The sequence below is a fragment of the Rugamonas rubra genome (genome assembly GCF_900114705.1).
GTDB lineage: Bacteria > Pseudomonadota > Gammaproteobacteria > Burkholderiales > Burkholderiaceae_D > Rugamonas > Rugamonas rubra.
The window spans coordinates 277,958-295,429 of the sequence record NZ_FOTW01000006.1 but is presented as its reverse complement, the minus strand read 5'-3'; the positions used below and the strand labels follow the sequence as shown (position 1 = coordinate 295,429).

Annotated in this window: 13 protein-coding genes; 6 read left to right on the top strand and 7 right to left on the bottom strand. The window is 64.0% G+C overall.

The window, feature by feature from the left end; genetic code table 11:
• Nucleotides 1-29 precede the first annotated feature (29 nt).
• A complete protein-coding gene (gene ilvD / locus BM252_RS05800) occupies nt 30-1,892 on the top strand; it encodes a dihydroxy-acid dehydratase (RefSeq protein ID WP_093384884.1) in 1,863 nt (620 codons plus the stop codon).
• Between the two features lie 125 nt (nt 1,893-2,017).
• Here ilvD and BM252_RS05795 read toward each other — a convergent pair whose 3' ends face one another.
• Nucleotides 2,018-2,242 carry a TIGR04438 family Trp-rich protein gene (locus tag BM252_RS05795; protein WP_093384881.1) on the bottom strand — a complete coding sequence of 75 codons (225 nt, stop codon included), beginning with the start codon at nt 2,240-2,242 and terminating at the stop codon, nt 2,018-2,020.
• A gap of 171 nt (nt 2,243-2,413) precedes the next feature.
• Here BM252_RS05795 and BM252_RS05790 point away from each other — a divergent pair, with 171 nt between their 5' ends.
• Nucleotides 2,414-2,728, top strand: coding sequence for a c-type cytochrome (locus BM252_RS05790; protein WP_093384878.1), 315 nt, complete (start codon nt 2,414-2,416; stop codon nt 2,726-2,728).
• Nucleotides 2,729-3,040: 312 nt separating this feature from the next.
• Entirely contained in the window at nt 3,041-4,855 is a 1,815-nt protein-coding gene (locus BM252_RS05785) for a hypothetical protein (RefSeq protein ID WP_139236312.1), read from the top strand.
• Nucleotides 4,856-4,982: 127 nt separating this feature from the next.
• Here BM252_RS05785 and BM252_RS05780 read toward each other — a convergent pair whose 3' ends face one another.
• From BM252_RS05780 to folD, 6 genes are all read right to left on the bottom strand, one after another.
• On the bottom strand, nt 4,983-6,125 hold the full coding sequence (locus BM252_RS05780) for a branched-chain amino acid ABC transporter substrate-binding protein (RefSeq protein ID WP_093384872.1): 1,143 nt from the start codon (nt 6,123-6,125) through the stop codon (nt 4,983-4,985).
• A 196-nt stretch (nt 6,126-6,321) separates the two neighbouring features.
• Complete coding sequence (locus BM252_RS05775; RefSeq protein ID WP_093384869.1) at nt 6,322-6,813, bottom strand: hypothetical protein; 492 nt, start codon at nt 6,811-6,813, stop codon at nt 6,322-6,324.
• The gene (locus tag BM252_RS05770; protein ID WP_093384865.1) at nt 6,810-7,235 is read right to left on the bottom strand and encodes a DNA polymerase III subunit chi; all 426 of its coding nucleotides are present in this window, start codon (nt 7,233-7,235) and stop codon (nt 6,810-6,812) included. The genes BM252_RS05775 and BM252_RS05770 overlap by 4 nt, the downstream gene beginning before the upstream one ends.
• A gap of 66 nt (nt 7,236-7,301) precedes the next feature.
• Complete coding sequence (locus BM252_RS05765; protein ID WP_245774103.1) at nt 7,302-7,949, bottom strand: glutaredoxin family protein; 648 nt, start codon at nt 7,947-7,949, stop codon at nt 7,302-7,304.
• A 33-nt stretch (nt 7,950-7,982) separates the two neighbouring features.
• Nucleotides 7,983-10,067, bottom strand: coding sequence for a M3 family metallopeptidase (locus tag BM252_RS05760; protein WP_093384860.1), 2,085 nt, complete (start codon nt 10,065-10,067; stop codon nt 7,983-7,985).
• Between the two features lie 45 nt (nt 10,068-10,112).
• A complete protein-coding gene (gene folD / locus BM252_RS05755; RefSeq protein WP_093384858.1) occupies nt 10,113-10,958 on the bottom strand; it encodes a bifunctional methylenetetrahydrofolate dehydrogenase/methenyltetrahydrofolate cyclohydrolase FolD in 846 nt (281 codons plus the stop codon).
• 290 nt (nt 10,959-11,248) lie between these two features.
• On the opposite strand from folD, the gene aceE reads away from it, so the two are divergent.
• Genes aceE through lpdA form a run of 3 tightly spaced genes read left to right on the top strand, consistent with a single transcriptional unit; the run spans nt 11,249 to nt 17,428 of the window.
• Complete coding sequence (gene aceE / locus BM252_RS05750; protein WP_093384855.1) at nt 11,249-13,945, top strand: pyruvate dehydrogenase (acetyl-transferring), homodimeric type; 2,697 nt, start codon at nt 11,249-11,251, stop codon at nt 13,943-13,945.
• A 21-nt stretch (nt 13,946-13,966) separates the two neighbouring features.
• Nucleotides 13,967-15,610, top strand: coding sequence for a dihydrolipoyllysine-residue acetyltransferase (gene aceF, locus BM252_RS05745; RefSeq protein ID WP_093384852.1), 1,644 nt, complete (start codon nt 13,967-13,969; stop codon nt 15,608-15,610).
• A 9-nt stretch (nt 15,611-15,619) separates the two neighbouring features.
• Nucleotides 15,620-17,428 carry a dihydrolipoyl dehydrogenase gene (gene lpdA / locus BM252_RS05740; RefSeq protein WP_093384850.1) on the top strand — a complete coding sequence of 603 codons (1,809 nt, stop codon included), beginning with the start codon at nt 15,620-15,622 and terminating at the stop codon, nt 17,426-17,428.
• Nucleotides 17,429-17,472: the final 44 nt, after the last annotated feature.

Sequence of the window (17,472 nt, the reverse complement as noted above, 5' to 3'; positions counted from 1 at the left end):
CCGGGCGCGCCCCTCCTGGAGACTTCATCATGCCGCAATACCGTTCCCGCACCACCACCCACGGCCGCAACATGGCCGGCGCCCGCGCCCTGTGGCGCGCCACCGGCATGAAGGACGGCGATTTCGACAAGCCGATCATCGCCGTGGTCAACTCCTTCACCCAGTTCGTGCCCGGCCACGTCCACCTGAAGGACCTGGGCCAGCTGGTCGCCCGCGAGATCGAGGCGGCCGGCGGCGTCGCCAAGGAATTCAACACCATCGCCGTCGACGACGGCATCGCCATGGGGCACGGCGGCATGCTGTACTCGCTGCCCTCGCGCGACCTGATCGCCGACTCGGTCGAATATATGGTCAACGCCCACTGCGCCGACGCCATGGTCTGCATCTCCAACTGCGACAAGATCACCCCCGGCATGCTGATGGCCGCCATGCGCCTGAACATTCCGGTGGTGTTCATCTCCGGCGGCCCGATGGAGGCCGGCAAGGTCATCAAGGTGGTCGACGGCGCGCAGAAGATCATCAAGCTCGACCTGGTCGACGCCATGATCAAGGCCGGCGACAGCTCGGTCAGCGACGCCGACGTGGCCGAGATCGAACGCTCGGCCTGCCCCACCTGCGGCTCCTGCTCCGGCATGTTCACCGCCAACTCGATGAACTGCCTGACCGAGGCGCTCGGCCTGGCCCTGCCGGGCAACGGCACCATCGTCGCCACCCACTCCGACCGCAAGGAGCTGTTCCTGCGCGCCGGCCGCCTGGTGGTCGAGCTGGCCAAGCGCTATTACGAGCAGGACGACGCCTCGGTGCTGCCGCGCGCCATCGCCAGCAAGGCCGCCTTCGAGAACGCCATGGCGCTCGACGTCTCCATGGGCGGCTCGACCAACACCGTGCTGCACCTGCTGGCCGCCGCCCACGAGGCCGGCGTCGACTTCAACATGGCCGACATCGACCGCATCTCGCGCAAGGTGCCCTGCCTGTGCAAGGTCGCGCCGATGACCGACAAATACCACATCGAGGACGTCCACCGCGCCGGCGGTATTTCGGCCATCCTCGGCGAGCTGGCCCGCGCCGGCCTGCTCGACACCACGCTGCCGACCATCCACGCGCCGACCATGGCCGAGGCCATCGCCCGCAACGACGTCAAGGTCAGCGACGACCCGGCGGTGCACCAGTTGTTCCGCGCCGCGCCGGGCGGCGTGCCGACCCAGGTGGCGTTCTCGCAGTCCGAGCGCTACGCCGCCGTCGACACCGACCGCAGCAACGGCTGCATCCGCGACAAGGCGCACGCCTACTCGCAGGACGGCGGCCTGGCCGTGTTGTACGGCAACCTGGCCGAGAAGGGTTGCATCGTCAAGACCGCCGGCGTCGATGAAAGCATTTTGAAGTTCAGCGGCAAGGCCCGCGTGTTCGAGAGCCAGGACGCGGCCGTCGAGGCCATCCTCGGCGACAGCGTGCACGAGGGCGACGTCGTCATCATCCGCTACGAGGGACCGAAGGGCGGCCCCGGCATGCAGGAGATGCTGTACCCGACCTCGTACATCAAGTCCAAGGGCCTGGGCAAGGCCTGCGCCCTGTTCACCGACGGCCGCTTCTCCGGCGGCTCGTCCGGCCTGGTGATCGGGCACGCCTCGCCGGAGGCGGCCGAGGGCGGCGCCATCGGCCTGGTGGAGGAGGGCGACATGATCGACATCGACATTCCCGAGCGCAGCATCAACCTGCGCATCGACGCCGCCGCGCTGGCCGCGCGCCGCGCCGCCATGGAGGCCAAGGGCGCCGGCGCCTGGCTGCCGACCAAGCGCGACCGCGTCGTCTCGCAGGCGCTGCAAGCCTACGCCGCGCTGACCACCTCGGCCGACCGCGGCGCCGTGCGCGACCTGTCGCAGCTGAAGCGCTAGCCCTGCGGTGCGCCAGCAAACCCCAGCGGCGTAAAATTAGGGTCAGACCCTAGGGTCTGACCCTGGCTCTCCGCCTTTGAGTGCTCTGGTAGCCGCTGGCACGCCGAGATGCTCCCCAGCGCCGCCTACTTGCGCTTGTCGAAGCTGTCCTTGACGCGCTGCTGGCGCCGCTTCTCGTCGACGTTGTGGGCCTTGCGCTTGTCCAGGCCCAACATCGGTTCAAGGAACTCGAACCAAACGAAGGCGAACACCATCAAACCGACGATCCACCACCACGAGACGGCGGCGAAACGCCAGACTTCGAAATAGCGCAGGCCGCACAGGGCCAGGATGAGCAGGATGAGCGGCATGGCGGACTCCCAAGTGAGCCTCCATCTTACAAACAATTACAACTATCCGCCGGCTAAATTGTGATACGCCCGTCAACCACGGGCGGACGAAGCGCGTTTTGTATGTATTCGGTCTTCGTGCTGCGCGGCAAAACGGGGTAGAATTGCGAGAGGTTTACTATGGAGAACACAATGAAACGCACTTTGATGATGGTTGGTATGTTGGCAGTGTCCGCATTCGCTTCGCAGGCTGCGATGGCCAATGCCGATTTGGCGAAAGCCAAGAATTGCATGGCTTGCCACGCAGTCGGTAGCAAACTGGTGGGCCCTGCCTACAAAGACGTGGCGGCCAAATACGCCGGTCAAAAAGACGCCGAAGCCAAGCTGGTGGCCAAGGTCTTGAAGGGCGGCTCCGGCGCCTGGGGCGCGATCCCAATGCCAGCCAATCCACAGGTGAGCGAGGCGGAAGCCAAGACCCTGGTCAAATGGGTGCTGGCGCAGAAGTAATTCTGCTCGGCCCAAAAGCGAACGCGCCCACTTCGGCGCGTTTTTTTTCGTCCAGCCTTTTTGCCCCGGCACGGCCCCTCACGCTTCCGCAGTTGTGCCTCACTTCGTTCGCAGTGGCCATTTTATGGGGAAACTTGCATCGCCAAAAAACAAAAACGGCCCGCAGATGCGGGCCGTTTCTTATAGATGGGGAGGAGAATATTGCGGGACAAACCCAGACCAGATAAGCCCAAACCCCTTTGATCGATCATGACTTATTCAGAAAGCAAGGTCGTATAATACACTTCTTTGCTATGCCAGACAACCGCCCTCATGCGATTTGATCCCAAGATAGATGCAGTGCTCAACCTTGCGCCCCGTCAGTTGCTGTTTGCGGAAGTTTGGTTTAACCAGGTGCACGAATTTTCTTTGGACGCGTTTCGCGTTCGGGCAATGAACCCGGTCAATTCCGTCCGTGAACTGTTACGAAGTCTGGAGTCGGGCTCTCCTGTGAACGACAGCGACCGGCGACGTATTTGGGGCGAATTGCTGTCCGTACTGGAAGCGGCCCCGCTGCTGCAGAACGATATTTTTCAGCCTGCGGGGAATGAATTATGTCTCTTGGTGAAGGACTTCATTGGCAAGGATAAAAAGGATAGCGCAGCGAGTTCCTTCCCGCTGATCGAGGCGTTCGGCAGGGAGCTCGAGGTCGCCCTCAGTAAGCATTTTGTACCCGTGTGCATTGCATGGCTGACCCGGACACTCATGGAGGTCGGTCCGGCCGGCGCCACTGACCCTGACCTCGCGACCATCGCCGCGATCACGGGACAGTTGCTGAGTTGCCTCGTTGACGAGGGATGGAGCCTGGAGTCCTTGTTCACGCTGTATCGAAGCACGTTCGCAAGCGATATTGTTCACACTACGACCGGTCAGCCGTACAGCTTCGCGCGCGCCGCGGACTGGATGTTTACCCGACTGCAGCGGGCACCCAAGCCGTATACCGTGACGTTTGTCATCAACCAGGTGACCGACGTCGGCGCGTTCCCTGCCCAGGTGGGCGATATTGGTTTCTCCACGGCGCCGCCTGAGATCACGCCAAATTCATCCAAGTTGGTCAATCGCATGGCGACACCGAGCGGCTCGCGCGTATTTGCCACAATGACAGTGCAGGCCAGGGATGGTCGTATCGCCGGTATGCGCGCGGCGCAGCACATCGAGCAGGTACTGGACGTTGTGCGCTACGACTTCGAGCGCAACAACTTCACGCTTTCGGAAAAATTCATTGTGAAGAAGGCTGACGGCCATAAGGTACTGGACGTCGCGCGCATGGTTCCCAATCAGACTAGGGAAATCTCGCAGAGTGCGCTTCATCAGTTCATGCGGCGACTCGGCGACTTGGTGTCCAGCGGTACGTTGCAGGACGATTCGAAGGACCGGATCTATTCGGCGTTTCGGCTTTATCGCATGGGTGCCGAGGCCGGCAACCTGGAGAATAAGCTCGTCAATTGGTGGACTGCGTTGGAATTTCTCGTCAAGGCGGGCGGCGGCGGCGGCATTGGCGATGCGGTGGAAAATGCGCTCTATCCCACCGTAACCTTGGCCTACCTCTCGAAGCATTTGGAGGCGATACGTGCGGCTCTGCATGCGTTGCGCGTCCCGCTTGTTCGCCCGGACACGGGGGCGCAGCTGGACACTGCCGCCATTTCGCTCCATGAACTCTACGCCCTCTGTTTGGATGGAGTGTTCCAGACCCGCATCCTGGCCGCCGTCGTCGGGCATCCCTATGCCGTCCTACAGATGAATAAATTCTTCCTCAAGATCGCGACCCCGAGGGATTTGGCTGAAACGCTGAAGCACCATGAGCGCTCGGTGCGCTGGCAAATTCAACGAATCTATCGCGCTCGCTGTGATGTCGTTCACAGCGCCGGCCGCGTCGCGCAGGCGACGCTGTTGTGCGCAAACCTCGAGTCCTATCTTAAGATATTGCTCGACAGCTTTCTCCAGTCTTTGCATCGACACTCCACGCTTCGGACTCCGAAGGAGTTCTTCGACCGACAACGCCACACATTCGACCGTGTGTCTCGGCAACTGGCCGGGAACGACAGCGGATTGTTGATAGATCTGCTTTCTCGCGATGTCGTCGGCTAGAAGGAACCGTTTTGACGAACCGGCGCGGCCCCTTTCACAAGCCGGACTGGACAATGGCATGAAAAAAGGCGCGCCGTTCGCACGGCGCGCCTTTGTCGTCAGGCCATCGCGGCCGACTTCCTTTTCTTTACTTGACCACTTCCATCTTGGTCTTTTTACCGCCCTTGTAGGTGAACAGGGTCAGCGAACCGTCCTTGATGTCGCCGTTGGCGTCGAAGGCGATCGGGCCGGTCACGCCCTGGTACTTGATCTTGGCCAGGAAGGGCAGGTACTTGGCCGGCTCGGCCGACTTAGCCTCGGCCATGGCGGCGGCCATGGTCATCACCGCGTCATACACGTACGGCGCGTACAGCAGCACCGGCGAGTTGTACTTCTTCTGGTAACGGGCCTGGAAATCGTCCAGGTTCTTCTGCTGGTCCGGCGTCACGCCGCCGGCTTCGGCGCAGGTGACCAGGTCGTCGCCGATCGAGTCGCTGGCCAGCTTGGGCAGCATCTCGGTGCAGGCGCCGTCGCCGCCCATGAACTTGGCCTTGATGCCCAGCGCCTTCATCTGGCGCAGCATCGGGCCGGCCACCGAGTCCATGCCGCCGAAGAAGATCAGGTCGGGGTTCTTGGCTTTGATGGTGGTCAGGATGGCGTTGAAGTCGGTGGCGTTGGCGTTGGTGAACTCCTTGCCGACGATCTGCACGCCCGGCAGCGATTTTTTCGCGCCCTTGACGAACTCCTCGGCGACACCCTGGCCATAGGCGGTGCGGTCGTCGATGACGGCGATCTTCTTGGCGGCCAGCTTCTGCACCGCGTAGGCGCCCAGCGTGCCGCCCAGCTTGTTGTCGTTGGCGACGACGCGGAAGGCGGTGTTGAAGCGCTGCTTGGTGTACTGCGGCGTGGTGGCCGCCGGCGAGATTTGCGGGATGCCGGCGTCGAAGTAGATCTTCGAGGCGGGCACCGTGGTGCCCGAGTTCAGGTGGCCGATCACGCCGTTGACTTTGGCGTCGACCAGCTTCTGTGCCACCGCCGTGCCTTGTTTCGGATCGGCCGCGTCGTCTTCCAGCACCAGTACGAACTTGACCGGTTTGCCGTTGATCTTGAAGCCTTTGGCGTTCAAGTCCTCGACCGCCATCTTGGCGCCGTTTTCATTGTCTTTGCCCAGGTGGGAGGAGGCGCCGGAGACGGGCGCGACGTGGCCGATCTTGATCACTTCCTGCGCGTTGGCGCTGCCGGCGAAGGCCAGGGCGATGGCGAATGGAATCAACTTAGTCTTAAACAACATAAACATTCTCCAAGTAATTGAAAACAGCAGCGTCTCGTGAACGCCGTTCATTAGTTTGTCCAAGGCCAGAAGGTACAACAAAATAAATGGTTAGCAAAGCGCGAACGCGAGGTATTTAGCCTTTTTGTCATAATTGCCGGCAGCTGTATGTTTTCGGCAGCAGAGGATGCCATTGGCGCCGGCTTGCCGTCCGGCTTTACTTCTTATGGACCTGCAAGTGCGCCAGCTCCTGCGACACGGCGCGGGCGACGACTTTCTCCAGCGTCAGTTGGAGGCCGGCGCGGATCTCGCCGGTCAGGTCGCGCAGGGCGTGGTCGAGCACCTCGGCCAGGCTGTCCTTGATGCGCTGTTCCAGCACGAAGTCGATTCTTCCCTGCAGTTGCTGCAGGATGCGTTCGGCTAGGCGTTGTTCCAAGGCGGCCAGCGCGGCCTCGTCCAGGCCGGCCGGACCGTGTGGCGCCGCGTTGGCGCTGCTCTGCGCCGCCGGCGACAGCTGTGGCGCATGATTGGCCTGCGTGGCCTGCGTGGCCTGTGCGGCCGGCATGGCGGGCGGGGCGCCGTCGCCTGCCGCCTCGGCGGCGTCGCCGCTGGCCGGCGCGGCGGAAGACATGCTGGCCGGCATCGACGCCGGCTCGTCCACCAACACTTCGGTCAGGACGGGGATGCTGGCGTCGAAAGAGGAGCTCATGTTTTGCCTGCGACGAAGTGGGTGAGCGGATACTCCTGCTGCTTGTAGGCCACATAGCGTTTGCGGCCGGCGGCGGCGTCGACCTCGTCCGACGAGATCACCTCGATCATCCGGGCGAACTGCGCCAGATTGGCCGGCGCCCGTTGCGACAGGTTGACCAGCAGTTCGTAGTGGGGCAGGGCGGCCGCGTCGTTATCGGTCAGGATGATCGGGGTTTGCGCCGCCAGCGGGTCGTCGGCGAGCACGTGGGGCAGGAAGTCGGTGGCGGAGAACGTCCACATCGCCGCGTTAAGTTGCGCCAGTTGCGCCGCATCGTCGGTCATCAGCACCAGGCGGGTGTTGGCCGCCCAGGCTTTGCGCACCAGCCGGCAGGCATAGGCGATCTTGTCGGGGACGTTGCTGTGAAAGTCGATACGGGTCATGGGCTGTCGGTTCCGGGAATTGCTGAGTGCTAGCGATGCAAGCATTTTACCCGCTCGCGGCCCATCCTAGAACTGGAAGCCGGGCGGCGCCTCGGGTTGTTGTTGTTTGCGCCGGCGCGCCTCCTCCTCGGCGGCGGCGCGCGCATTGTCCCGCGCCGCCGCGCGCGTTTGTTCGGCGGCGTCCGGCTGCGGCGCCGGCGCGGCGGCCACCGGCGGCGGATTCTGGTAGTTGGGGGGAAGGATCTTTTGCACGGGGTAGCCGGCGTCGCTGAGCAGCACGTCCCAGCTGGACTGCTCGAAGCCGATCTGCTTGCCACGGCCGACCAGCAGCAGCGGCAACTGGCCGTTGCTGCCGGCCTTCTTCAAGGCGGCCTGGTCGTCCGCCGTGTTGACGGTTTTCTCGCGGAAGGGGATGCCGCGCGCCAAGAGCATGGCGCGGGCCTGGTCGCAGGCCTCGCACTGGGCCGTGCTGTACAGGGTGACGGGACGGTTGCGCACCGCCGCCGCCAGCTCGGCCGGCAGTTCGACGGCGGAGCCGCCGCCCGAGAATGACTTCAGCTCCACCTTGGCCTTGGCCGCCTTGCCGCTTGGTAGCGGCGGCGCGTCGCTGTAATGCGTCACGCCCTTGTCGTCGACCCATTTGTAGACCTGGGCCTGGACGCCGCCGGCGGCGCCGGCACACAACAACAGTATTGCTGCCAGCTTCAATCCCATCTCCGCCTCCGCTGCGTCCTTACTAGTTTGCCCTTAGGCCGCCATGCCGCTGTGGCGCAGCAGCGCGTCGATGCTCGGCTCGCGGCCACGGAAGGCGGTGAACGATTCGAGCGCCGGACGCGATCCGCCGACGGCCAGAATCTCCTGCTGGAAGCGCTTACCCGTTTCGGTCGACAGCGCGCCGCCATCCAAGGCCGCCGCCTCTTCAAATGCGGCGTAGGCATCGGCCGACAGCACCTCGGCCCACTTGTAGCTGTAGTATCCGGCCGCGTAGCCGCCGGCGAAGATGTGGCCGAAGGAGTTCTGGAAGCGGTTGAAGGCGGGCGGCACGATGACGGCGAAGCGGCCGCGCACCTCGTCGATGAGCTGCTGCACCGACTTCTCGCCGGTCGGCTCGTAGTCGTAGTGCAGGTGCATGTCGAGCAGCGAGAACTCGACCTGGCGCAGTGTTTGCAGGCCGGACTGGAAGTTCTTGGCGGCCAGCATCTTGTCGTACAGCGCGCGCGGCAAGGCCTCGCCCGTCGCCACGTGGGCGGTCATGTGTTGCAGCACTTCCCATTCCCAGCAGAAGTTTTCCATGAACTGCGACGGCAGCTCGACGGCGTCCCATTCGACGCCGGAGATGCCGGACACGCCGATCTCGTCCACCAAGGTCAGCATGTGGTGCAGGCCGTGGCCGAACTCGTGGAACAGGGTGATCACTTCGTCGTGGGTGAACAGCGACGGTTGCGCCACGCCGTCCTGCACGGCAGGCTCGGTGAAGTTGCAGGTCAGGTAGGCGACCGGCGTTTGCAGCGCGCCGTTGGTGTCCAGGCGGCGGCCACGGGCGTCGTCCATCCAGGCGCCGCCGCTCTTGCCGGCGCGCGCGTACAGGTCGAGGTAGAACTGGCCGACCAGGCGGCCGTCGCGCTCGATGCGGTAGAAGCGCACGTCTTTATGCCAGACGCTGGCCGTGTCCGGCAGGATGCTGACGGAGAACAGGTTTTGCACCAGGCGGAACAGGCCGTCGATGACCTTGTGCTCGGGGAAGTATTGCTTCACTTCCTGGGCGGAGAAGGCGTAGCGGCGCTCCTGCAGCTTTTCCGAGGCGTAGGGGATGTCCCAGGCCTTCAGCTGGTCGAGGCCCAGCTCGTCCTTGGCGAACTGTTGCAGCTCGGCGAAGTCCTGCTCGGCGTAGGGGCGGGCGCGCTGGGCCAGGTCTTCGAGGAACTGGATGACGTGTTCGGGGCTCTGCGCCATCTTCGGCACCAGCGACACCTCGGCGAAGTTCTTGTAGCCGAGCAGCTTGGCCTCCTCGTCGCGCAGCTTGAGCAGGGTGACGATGTTTTGCGTGTTGTCCCACTTGTCTCGCTCGCTGAACACCTCGCCCTGCTCGGAGGCCTTGGTGGCGTTGGCGCGGTACACCGTTTCGCGCAGCGCGCGTTTGTCGGCGAATTGCAGGATCGGGTAGTAGGACGGGAAGTGCAGCGAGAACTCCCAGCCGGCCTTGCCTTCCTTTTCGGCGGCGGCGCGGGCCGCCTGCTTGACGTCGTCCGGCAGACCGGCCAGGTCGGCCTCGTCGGCCACCAGCAGCTTGTAGTCGTTGGTGGCGTCGAGCACGTTCTCGGAGAAGCGGGTCGAGACGGACGCGTGCTCCTCCTGGATGTCGGCGAAGCGTTCTTTTTTATCTTCCGGCAGCTCGGCGCCGCCCATGCGGAAGTCGCGCACGGCGTTGTCGATGATGCGGCGGCGTGCCGGCGCCAGCGCGGCGAAGCCGGCGTCGGCCTGCAGCGCCTTGTATTTGGCGAACAGCGCCTCGTTCTGCGCCAGCGCGGTCCAGAACTCGGTCACCTTCGGTTGGTTGTCGTTGTAGGTGGCGCGCAGCTCCGGCGTGTCGACCACATTGTTCAGGTGGCTGACGATGCCCCAGGCGCGGCCCAGCAGCTCGGTGGCGTCTTCCAGCGGGGTGACGAAATTGTCCCAGGTCACTTGCTCGCTCGGTGCTTCCAGCGTGGCGACGACGGCGCGGCTTTGTTCCAGCAGCGTGTCGATGGCCGGGGTGACGTGCTCGGCCTTGATCGCGTCGAAGCGCGGCAGGCCGGAAAAGTCCAGCAGGGGATTGATTGCGTCGGTTGTCATCTTTTGTCCAATAGGTGGTCGGCGCGGCCGGGCCGCGCCCACTAATTAATTACGTTCTGCCGCTTCTACCGTGTTCATCAACAGCATGGTGATGGTCATCGGGCCGACGCCGCCCGGCACCGGGGTGATGTGCGAGGCCACTTCCTTGACGTTGGCGAAGTCGACATCGCCGCACAGCTTGCCGGCGTCGTCGCGGTTCATGCCGACGTCGATGACGATGGCGCCCGGCTTGAGCATGTCTGCCGTCAGCGTGTTGCGGCGGCCGACGGCGGCCACCACCACGTCGGCCTGGCGGGTGTACAGGCCCAGGTCCGGCGTCGCACTATGACAGATGGTGACGGTGGCGTTGGCTTGCAAGAGCAGCAGGGCCATCGGCTTGCCGACGGTGTTGCTGCGGCCGATGACGACGGCGTGCTTGCCGCGCAGGTCGACGCCGGTGCTTTCGATCAGCTTCATGCAGCCGTAGGGCGTGCACGGGCGGAAGCCCTCCAGCCCGGTGAGCAGCTCGCCGGCGCTGAGCACCGAGTAGCCGTCGACGTCCTTGGCCGTCGAGATCGCCTCGATGACCTTGTGCGGGTTGATGTGCTTGGGCAGCGGCATCTGCACCAGGATGCCGTGGATGGCCGGATCGTTGTTGAGCGAGTCGATGCGCGCCAGCAGGGCCGCCTCCGACAGGTCGGCCTCGTACTTTTCCAGCACCGAGTGGAAGCCGACGTCGCCGCAGGCCTTGACCTTGTTGCGCACGTAGACCTGGCTGGCCGGGTCTTCGCCGACCAGGATCACGGCCAGGCCGGGTTGCTTGCCCTTGGCGGTGAGGGCGGCGGCGCGTGAGGCTATTTCACCACGCAATTTTTGGGAGAGGGCGATTCCGTCGATCAGTTGTGCAGGCATGATTTTGGCAGGTGGGAGGGAAAAGCAAGATTATAAAGCCGCCGCGCCCCCCGCGCCCCATTCTGTGCGGCCGGCTGTGCACCCGCCGGCAAGGATTTGTGCTGCGACGCACCAATGTTCCATTCGGGAAAATGTAGTGAATCCCACATTATGAAATGTCGTATCGTAATTTGAAAAACTGAAAAACTGCTGTTAGAATTGGCACACGTCATAGAAGTATTGGTAAATAATCAGCGTTCCACCGTCCGACAGCGTACCGGATTCGGGCACTCACACAGGAGACTTAATACATGTCAGCTCAACTTGACCAGGTAACGGCGCTCACCGCCACCGACCCTGATTCGCAAGAAACCAAAGAATGGTTGGACGCACTGGAAGCGGTGCTCGAACAAGAAGGTCCGGAACGCGCGCATTTCCTGATGGAACGTCTGGTTGACCTGGCACGCCGTCGCGGTGCCCATATCCCGTTCTCCAGCAACACCGCCTACGTCAACACCATCCCGACCCACCAGGAAGTGCACTGCCCCGGCAATCTGGAGCTGGAAGAGCGCCTGCGCTCGTATATGCGCTGGAACGCGATGGCGATGGTGGTCAAGGCCAACCGCGCCGACGGCGACCTGGGCGGCCACCTGTCGAGCTTCGCCTCGCTGGCCAACATGCTGGGCATCGGCTTCAACCACTTCTGGCGCGCCCCTAGCGACAACCACGGCGGCGACCTGCTGTACATCCAGGGCCACTCCTCGCCCGGCATCTACGCCCGCGCCTTCCTCGAAGGCCGCCTGAGCGAAGACCAGCTGATCAACTTCCGCCGCGAAGTCGACGGCAAGGGCCTGTCGTCCTACCCGCACCCGAAACTGATGCCGACGTTCTGGCAGTTCCCCACCGTGTCGATGGGCCTGGGACCGCTGATGGCGATCTACCAGGCCCGTTTCCTGAAATACCTGCACGCCCGCTCGATCGCCGACACCGAAAACCGCAAGGTCTGGGCCTTCTGCGGCGACGGCGAGATGGACGAGCCGGAATCGATGGGCGCCATCGGCATGGCCGCGCGCGAGCGCCTGGACAACTTGGTCATCGTCGTCAACTGCAACCTGCAACGCCTGGACGGTCCGGTGCGCGGCAACGGCAAGATCATCCAGGAACTGGAAGCGGACTTCCGCGGCGCCGGCTGGAACGTGGTCAAGGTCATCTGGGGACCGGGTTGGGACGAGCTGCTGGCCAAGGACAAGGAAGGCATCCTGCAACGCGTGATGATGGAAACCGTCGACGGCGAATACCAGAACTACAAGGCCAAGGACGGCGCCTTCGTGCGCAAGAACTTCTTCGGCAAGCACCCCAAGCTGCTCGAAATGGTCGCCAACATGACCGACGACGACATCTGGCGCCTGACCCGTGGCGGCCACGATCCGCACAAGATCTATGCCGCCTTCAAGATCGCCCAGGAACACAAGGGCCAGCCGACCGTCCTGCTGGTGAAGACCGTCAAGGGCTTCGGCATGGGCAAGTCCGGCGAGGCGCGCAACACCGCCCACCAGACCAAAAAACTGGACGACGAGGCGATCCGCGAAATGCGCGACCGCTTCGCCCTGCCGATCCCGGACGACAAGCTGGCCGAGATCCCGTTCTTCAAACCGGCCGACGACTCGCCGGAAATGAAGTACCTGCACGAGCGCCGCGCCGCGCTGGGCGGCTACCTGCCGCAGCGCCGCATGCAAGCGGACGAAAAACTGGTGGTGCCGCCGCTGACCGCCTTCCAGAACGTGCTCGACGCGACCCCGGAAGGCCGCGAGATCTCGACCACCCAATCCTTCGTGCGTATCATCTCGACGCTGCTGCGCGACCCTAGCCTGGGCCAACGCATCGTCCCGATCCTGGTCGACGAGTCGCGCACCTTCGGTATGGAAGGCCTGTTCCGTCAGATCGGCATCTTCAACCAACAAGGCCAGTTGTACGAGCCGGTCGACAAGGACCAGGTGATGTACTACCGCGAAGACAAGGCCGGCCAGATCCTGCAAGAGGGGATCAACGAAGCCGGTGGTATGAGCTCGTGGATCGCCGCCGCGACCTCGTACTCGACCAACAACCGCGTGATGATCCCGTTCTACACCTTCTACTCGATGTTCGGCATGCAGCGCATCGGCGATCTGGCCTGGGCTGCCGGCGACATGCGCGCCCGTGGCTTCCTGATGGCGGGCACCGCCGGCCGCACCACGCTGAACGGCGAAGGCCTGCAGCACGAGGACGGCCATAGCCACATCGTCGCCGCCACCATCCCGAACTGCGTGCCTTACGATCCGTCGTTCGGCCACGAGCTGGCGGTGATCGTGCAGGACGGTCTGCGCCGCATGGTGACGGAACAGGAAGACGTGTTCTACTACATCACCATCATGAACGAGAACTACGCGCATCCGGGGCTCAAGGCCGGCCAGGAAGAGGGCATCCTGAAGGGCATGTACCTGCTGCAGGAAGGCGACAAGAAGGCCAAGCAGCGCGTCCAGCTGATCGGTTCGGGCACCATCCTGCGCGAGTCCATCTTCGCCGCCGAACTGCTGCAAAACGACTGGAACATCGCCGCCGACATCTGGTCCGCACCGTCGCTGACCCTGGTGGCGCGCGAAGGCCAGGACGCCGAGCGTTGGAACCTGGTCAACCCGGGCAAGGAACAGCGCGTGCCTTACGCCACCGCCTGCCTGCAGGGCACCGAAGGCCCGATCATCGCCACCACCGACTACATCCGCGCGTTTGCGGAGCAGATCCGCGCCTTCGTGCCGAAGGACCGCACCTACCGCGTGCTGGGCACCGACGGCTTCGGTCGCTCGGACAGCCGCGCCAAGCTGCGCGAGTTCTTCGAGGTGAACCGTTACTACATCACCGTCGCCGCGCTGAAGTCGCTGGCCGAAGAAGGCAAGGTCGAGGTGTCCGTGGTTGAGCAGGCGATCGTCAAGTACGGCCTCGACGCCAACAAGCCAAATCCGGTGACCCAATAACTAGAATACGGAGCAAACGCTATGAGCATTGTGGAAGTTAAAGTCCCGGATATCGGCGATTTCAAGGAAGTTGAAGTGATCGAGTTGATGGTCAAGGTTGGCGACACGATCAAGGTCGACCAGTCCCTCATCACGGTCGAGTCGGACAAGGCCAGCATGGAGATTCCGTCGACCCACGCCGGCGTCATCAAGGAGATCAAGGTCAAGGTCGGCGACAAGGTCAAGGAAGGCTCGCTGTTGTTGATGGTGGAAGCCGACGGCGCCGCCGCCGCTCCCGCCGCCGCGCCAGCCGCAGCCGCTCCGGCCGTCGCCGCTGCCGCCGCGCCTGCGCCGGTTGCCGCCGTGGCAGCCGCCGCGCCGGCCGCCGCCAGCGGACCGGTCGAAGTCAAGGTGCCCGACATCGGCGACTTCAAGGAAGTGGAAGTGATCGAATTGATGGTCAAGGTCGGCGACACCGTCAAGGTGGACCAGTCGCTGCTGACCGTCGAGTCGGACAAGGCCAGCATGGAGATTCCGTCCAGCCACGCCGGCGTGGTCAAGGAACTGCGCGTCAAGGTCGGCGACAAGGTCGCCGAAGGCTCGATCGTGCTGGTGGTGGAAGCGACCGGCGGTCCCGCCGCCGCGCCTGCAGCTGCCGCTGCTGCTCCGGCCGCAGCTGCCGCCACCGCTGCGGCGCCGGCTGCCGCCGCGCCTGTTGCCGCCGCCACCGCCTCGGTCGGCTCGGTCGTCACCGGCAAGCTGGCGCACGCCTCGCCGTCGATCCGCAAGTTTGCCCGCGAACTGGGCGTCGACCTGGGCCGCGTCGCCGGCACCGGTCCGAAAGGCCGCATTACCCAGCAGGACGTGCAGAACTACGTCAAGGGTGCCGTCGCCGCCAGCCTGGCCGCGCCGGTCGCGACCAAAGGTGGTTCCGGCTCCGGCATGGACGTGCTGCCGTGGCCTTCGCTCGACTTCAGCAAATTCGGTCCGACCGAACTGCTGCCGCTGTCGCGCATCAAGAAGATCTCCGGTCCCAACCTGCACCGCAACTGGGTGATGATCCCGCACGTCACGCAATTCGACGAAGCCGACATCACCGAGCTGGAAGCTTTCCGCGTGTCGTCGAACGCGGCCAACGCCAAGAACAAGGACGCCATCAAGCTGACCATGCTGGCCTTCGTGATCAAGGCATCGGTCGCCGCGCTGAAGAAATTCCCGGCGTTTAACGCATCGCTCGACGCCAACGGCGAAAACCTGATCCTCAAGCAGTACTACAACATCGGCTTCGCCGCCGACACGCCGAATGGTCTGGTGGTCCCGGTCATCAAGGACGCCGACAAGAAAGGCGTCGCGCAGATCGCCAAGGAAATGGGCGAGCTGTCGGCCCAGGCACGCGAAGGCAAGCTCAAACCGACCGACATGCAGGGCGCCAGCTTCACCATTTCGTCCCTGGGCGGCATTGGTGGCACGCACTTCACGCCTATCGTCAACGCACCGGAAGTGGCCATCCTCGGCCTGTCCAAGGCGTCGATGAAACCGGTCTGGGACGGCAAGGCCTTCCAGCCGCGCCTGATGATGGGTACCTCGCTGTCCTACGACCACCGCGTGGTCGACGGCGCGATGGGTGCGCGTTTCGCCGTGTATCTGGGCGAAGTGCTGGCCGACATGCGCAAAATTCTGCTGTAAGGAGCGACTATGAGCACAGTAGAAGTTAAGGTACCGAACATCGGCGATTTCAAGGAAGTCGAAGTGATCGAGCTGATGGTCAAAGTCGGCGACACGATCAAGGTCGACCAGTCCCTGCTCACCGTTGAATCGGACAAGGCCAGCATGGAGATTCCTTCGACCCACGCCGGCGTGGTCAAGGAACTCAAGATCAAGGTCGGCGACAAGGTCAAGGAAGGCAGCCTGCTGTTGCTGGTGGAGGCCGACGGCGCCGCCGCAGCTCCAGCGGCCGCCGCGCCGGCTCCCGCCGCTGCTGCTGCTGCTGCTGCTGCTGCTGCTGCTGCTGCTCCGGCTGCGGCAGCGGCTGCGGCCGCGCCGGTGGTTGCGCCGGTCGGCGGCAGCTACAGCGGCCAGGTCGACGTCGATTGCGACATGATGGTGCTCGGTGGCGGCCCCGGCGGCTACTCGGCCGCCTTCCGTTCGGCCGATCTGGGCCAGAACGTGGTCATCGTCGAACGCTTCCCGACCCTGGGCGGCGTCTGTCTGAACGTCGGTTGCATCCCGTCGAAAGCGCTGCTGCACCTGGCCGCCGTGATCGACGAGACGGCCACCATGGGCAAGCACGGCGTCAGCTTCGCCAAGCCGCAGATCGACATCGATGAAGTACGCAAGTACAAGGAAGGCGTCATCACCAAGATGACCGGCGGCCTGGCCGGCATGGCCAAGGCGCGCAAGGTCAACGTGGTGCAGGGCGTCGGCCAGTTCCTCAGCGCCAACCACATCGAAGTGACGGCGGCCGACGGCAGCAAGAAGGTCGTCCAGTTCAAGCAGGCGATCATCGCCGCCGGCTCCTCGGTGGTGAATCTGCCCTTCGTGCCGGTTGATCCGCGCATCGTCGACTCGACCGGCGCGCTGGAACTGCGCGCCATCCCGAAACGTATGCTGGTCATCGGCGGCGGCATCATCGGCCTGGAAATGGCTACCGTGTACTCGACCTTCGGCGCGCGCATCGACGTGGTCGAAATGATGGACGGCCTGATGCAGGGCGCCGACCGCGACGCGGTCAAGGTCTGGCAGAAGTTCAACGAGAAACGCTTCGACAACATCATGACCAAGACCAAAACGGTCGCGGTCGAGGCGCTGCCGGAGGGGATCAAGGTCACCTTCGAGGCGGCCGAGGCGGGCGCCACCGCGCCGGCTCCGCAGATCTACGACATGGTGCTGGTGGCCGTTGGCCGCAGCCCGAACGGCAAGAAGCTGGCGGCCGACAAGGCCGGCGTGGCGGTGACCGATCGCGGCTTCATCAACGTCGACAGCCAAATGCGCACCAACGTGCCGAACATCTTCGCCATCGGCGATCTGGTCGGCCAGCCCATGCTGGCGCACAAGGCGGTGCACGAGGCGCACGTCGCGGCGGAAGCCGCGCTGGGCCAGAAGTCGCACTTCGACGTCAAGGTCATTCCGTCGGTGGCCTACACCGATCCGGAAGTGGCATGGGCCGGCATCACCGAGGACGAGGCCAAGGCCAAGGGTATCAAGGTCGAGAAGGGCGTGTTCCCGTGGGCGGCGAGCGGCCGCGCCGTGGCCAATGGCCGCGACGAGGGCTTCACCAAGCTGCTGTTCGACGCTGAGACCCACCGCGTCATCGGCGGCACCATTGTCGGCACGCACGCCGGCGACATGATCGGCGAAGTCGCGCTGGCCATCGAGATGGGCGCCGACGGCGTCGACATCGGCAAGACCATCCACCCGCACCCGACCCTGGGCGAGTCGATCGGCATGGCCGCCGAGGTCTACGAAGGCAAGTGCACCGATCTGCCGCCGCCGCGCAAGCGTTAAGCTACATTCGCAGCACAAAAAACCGGGACTAGTTCCCGGTTTTT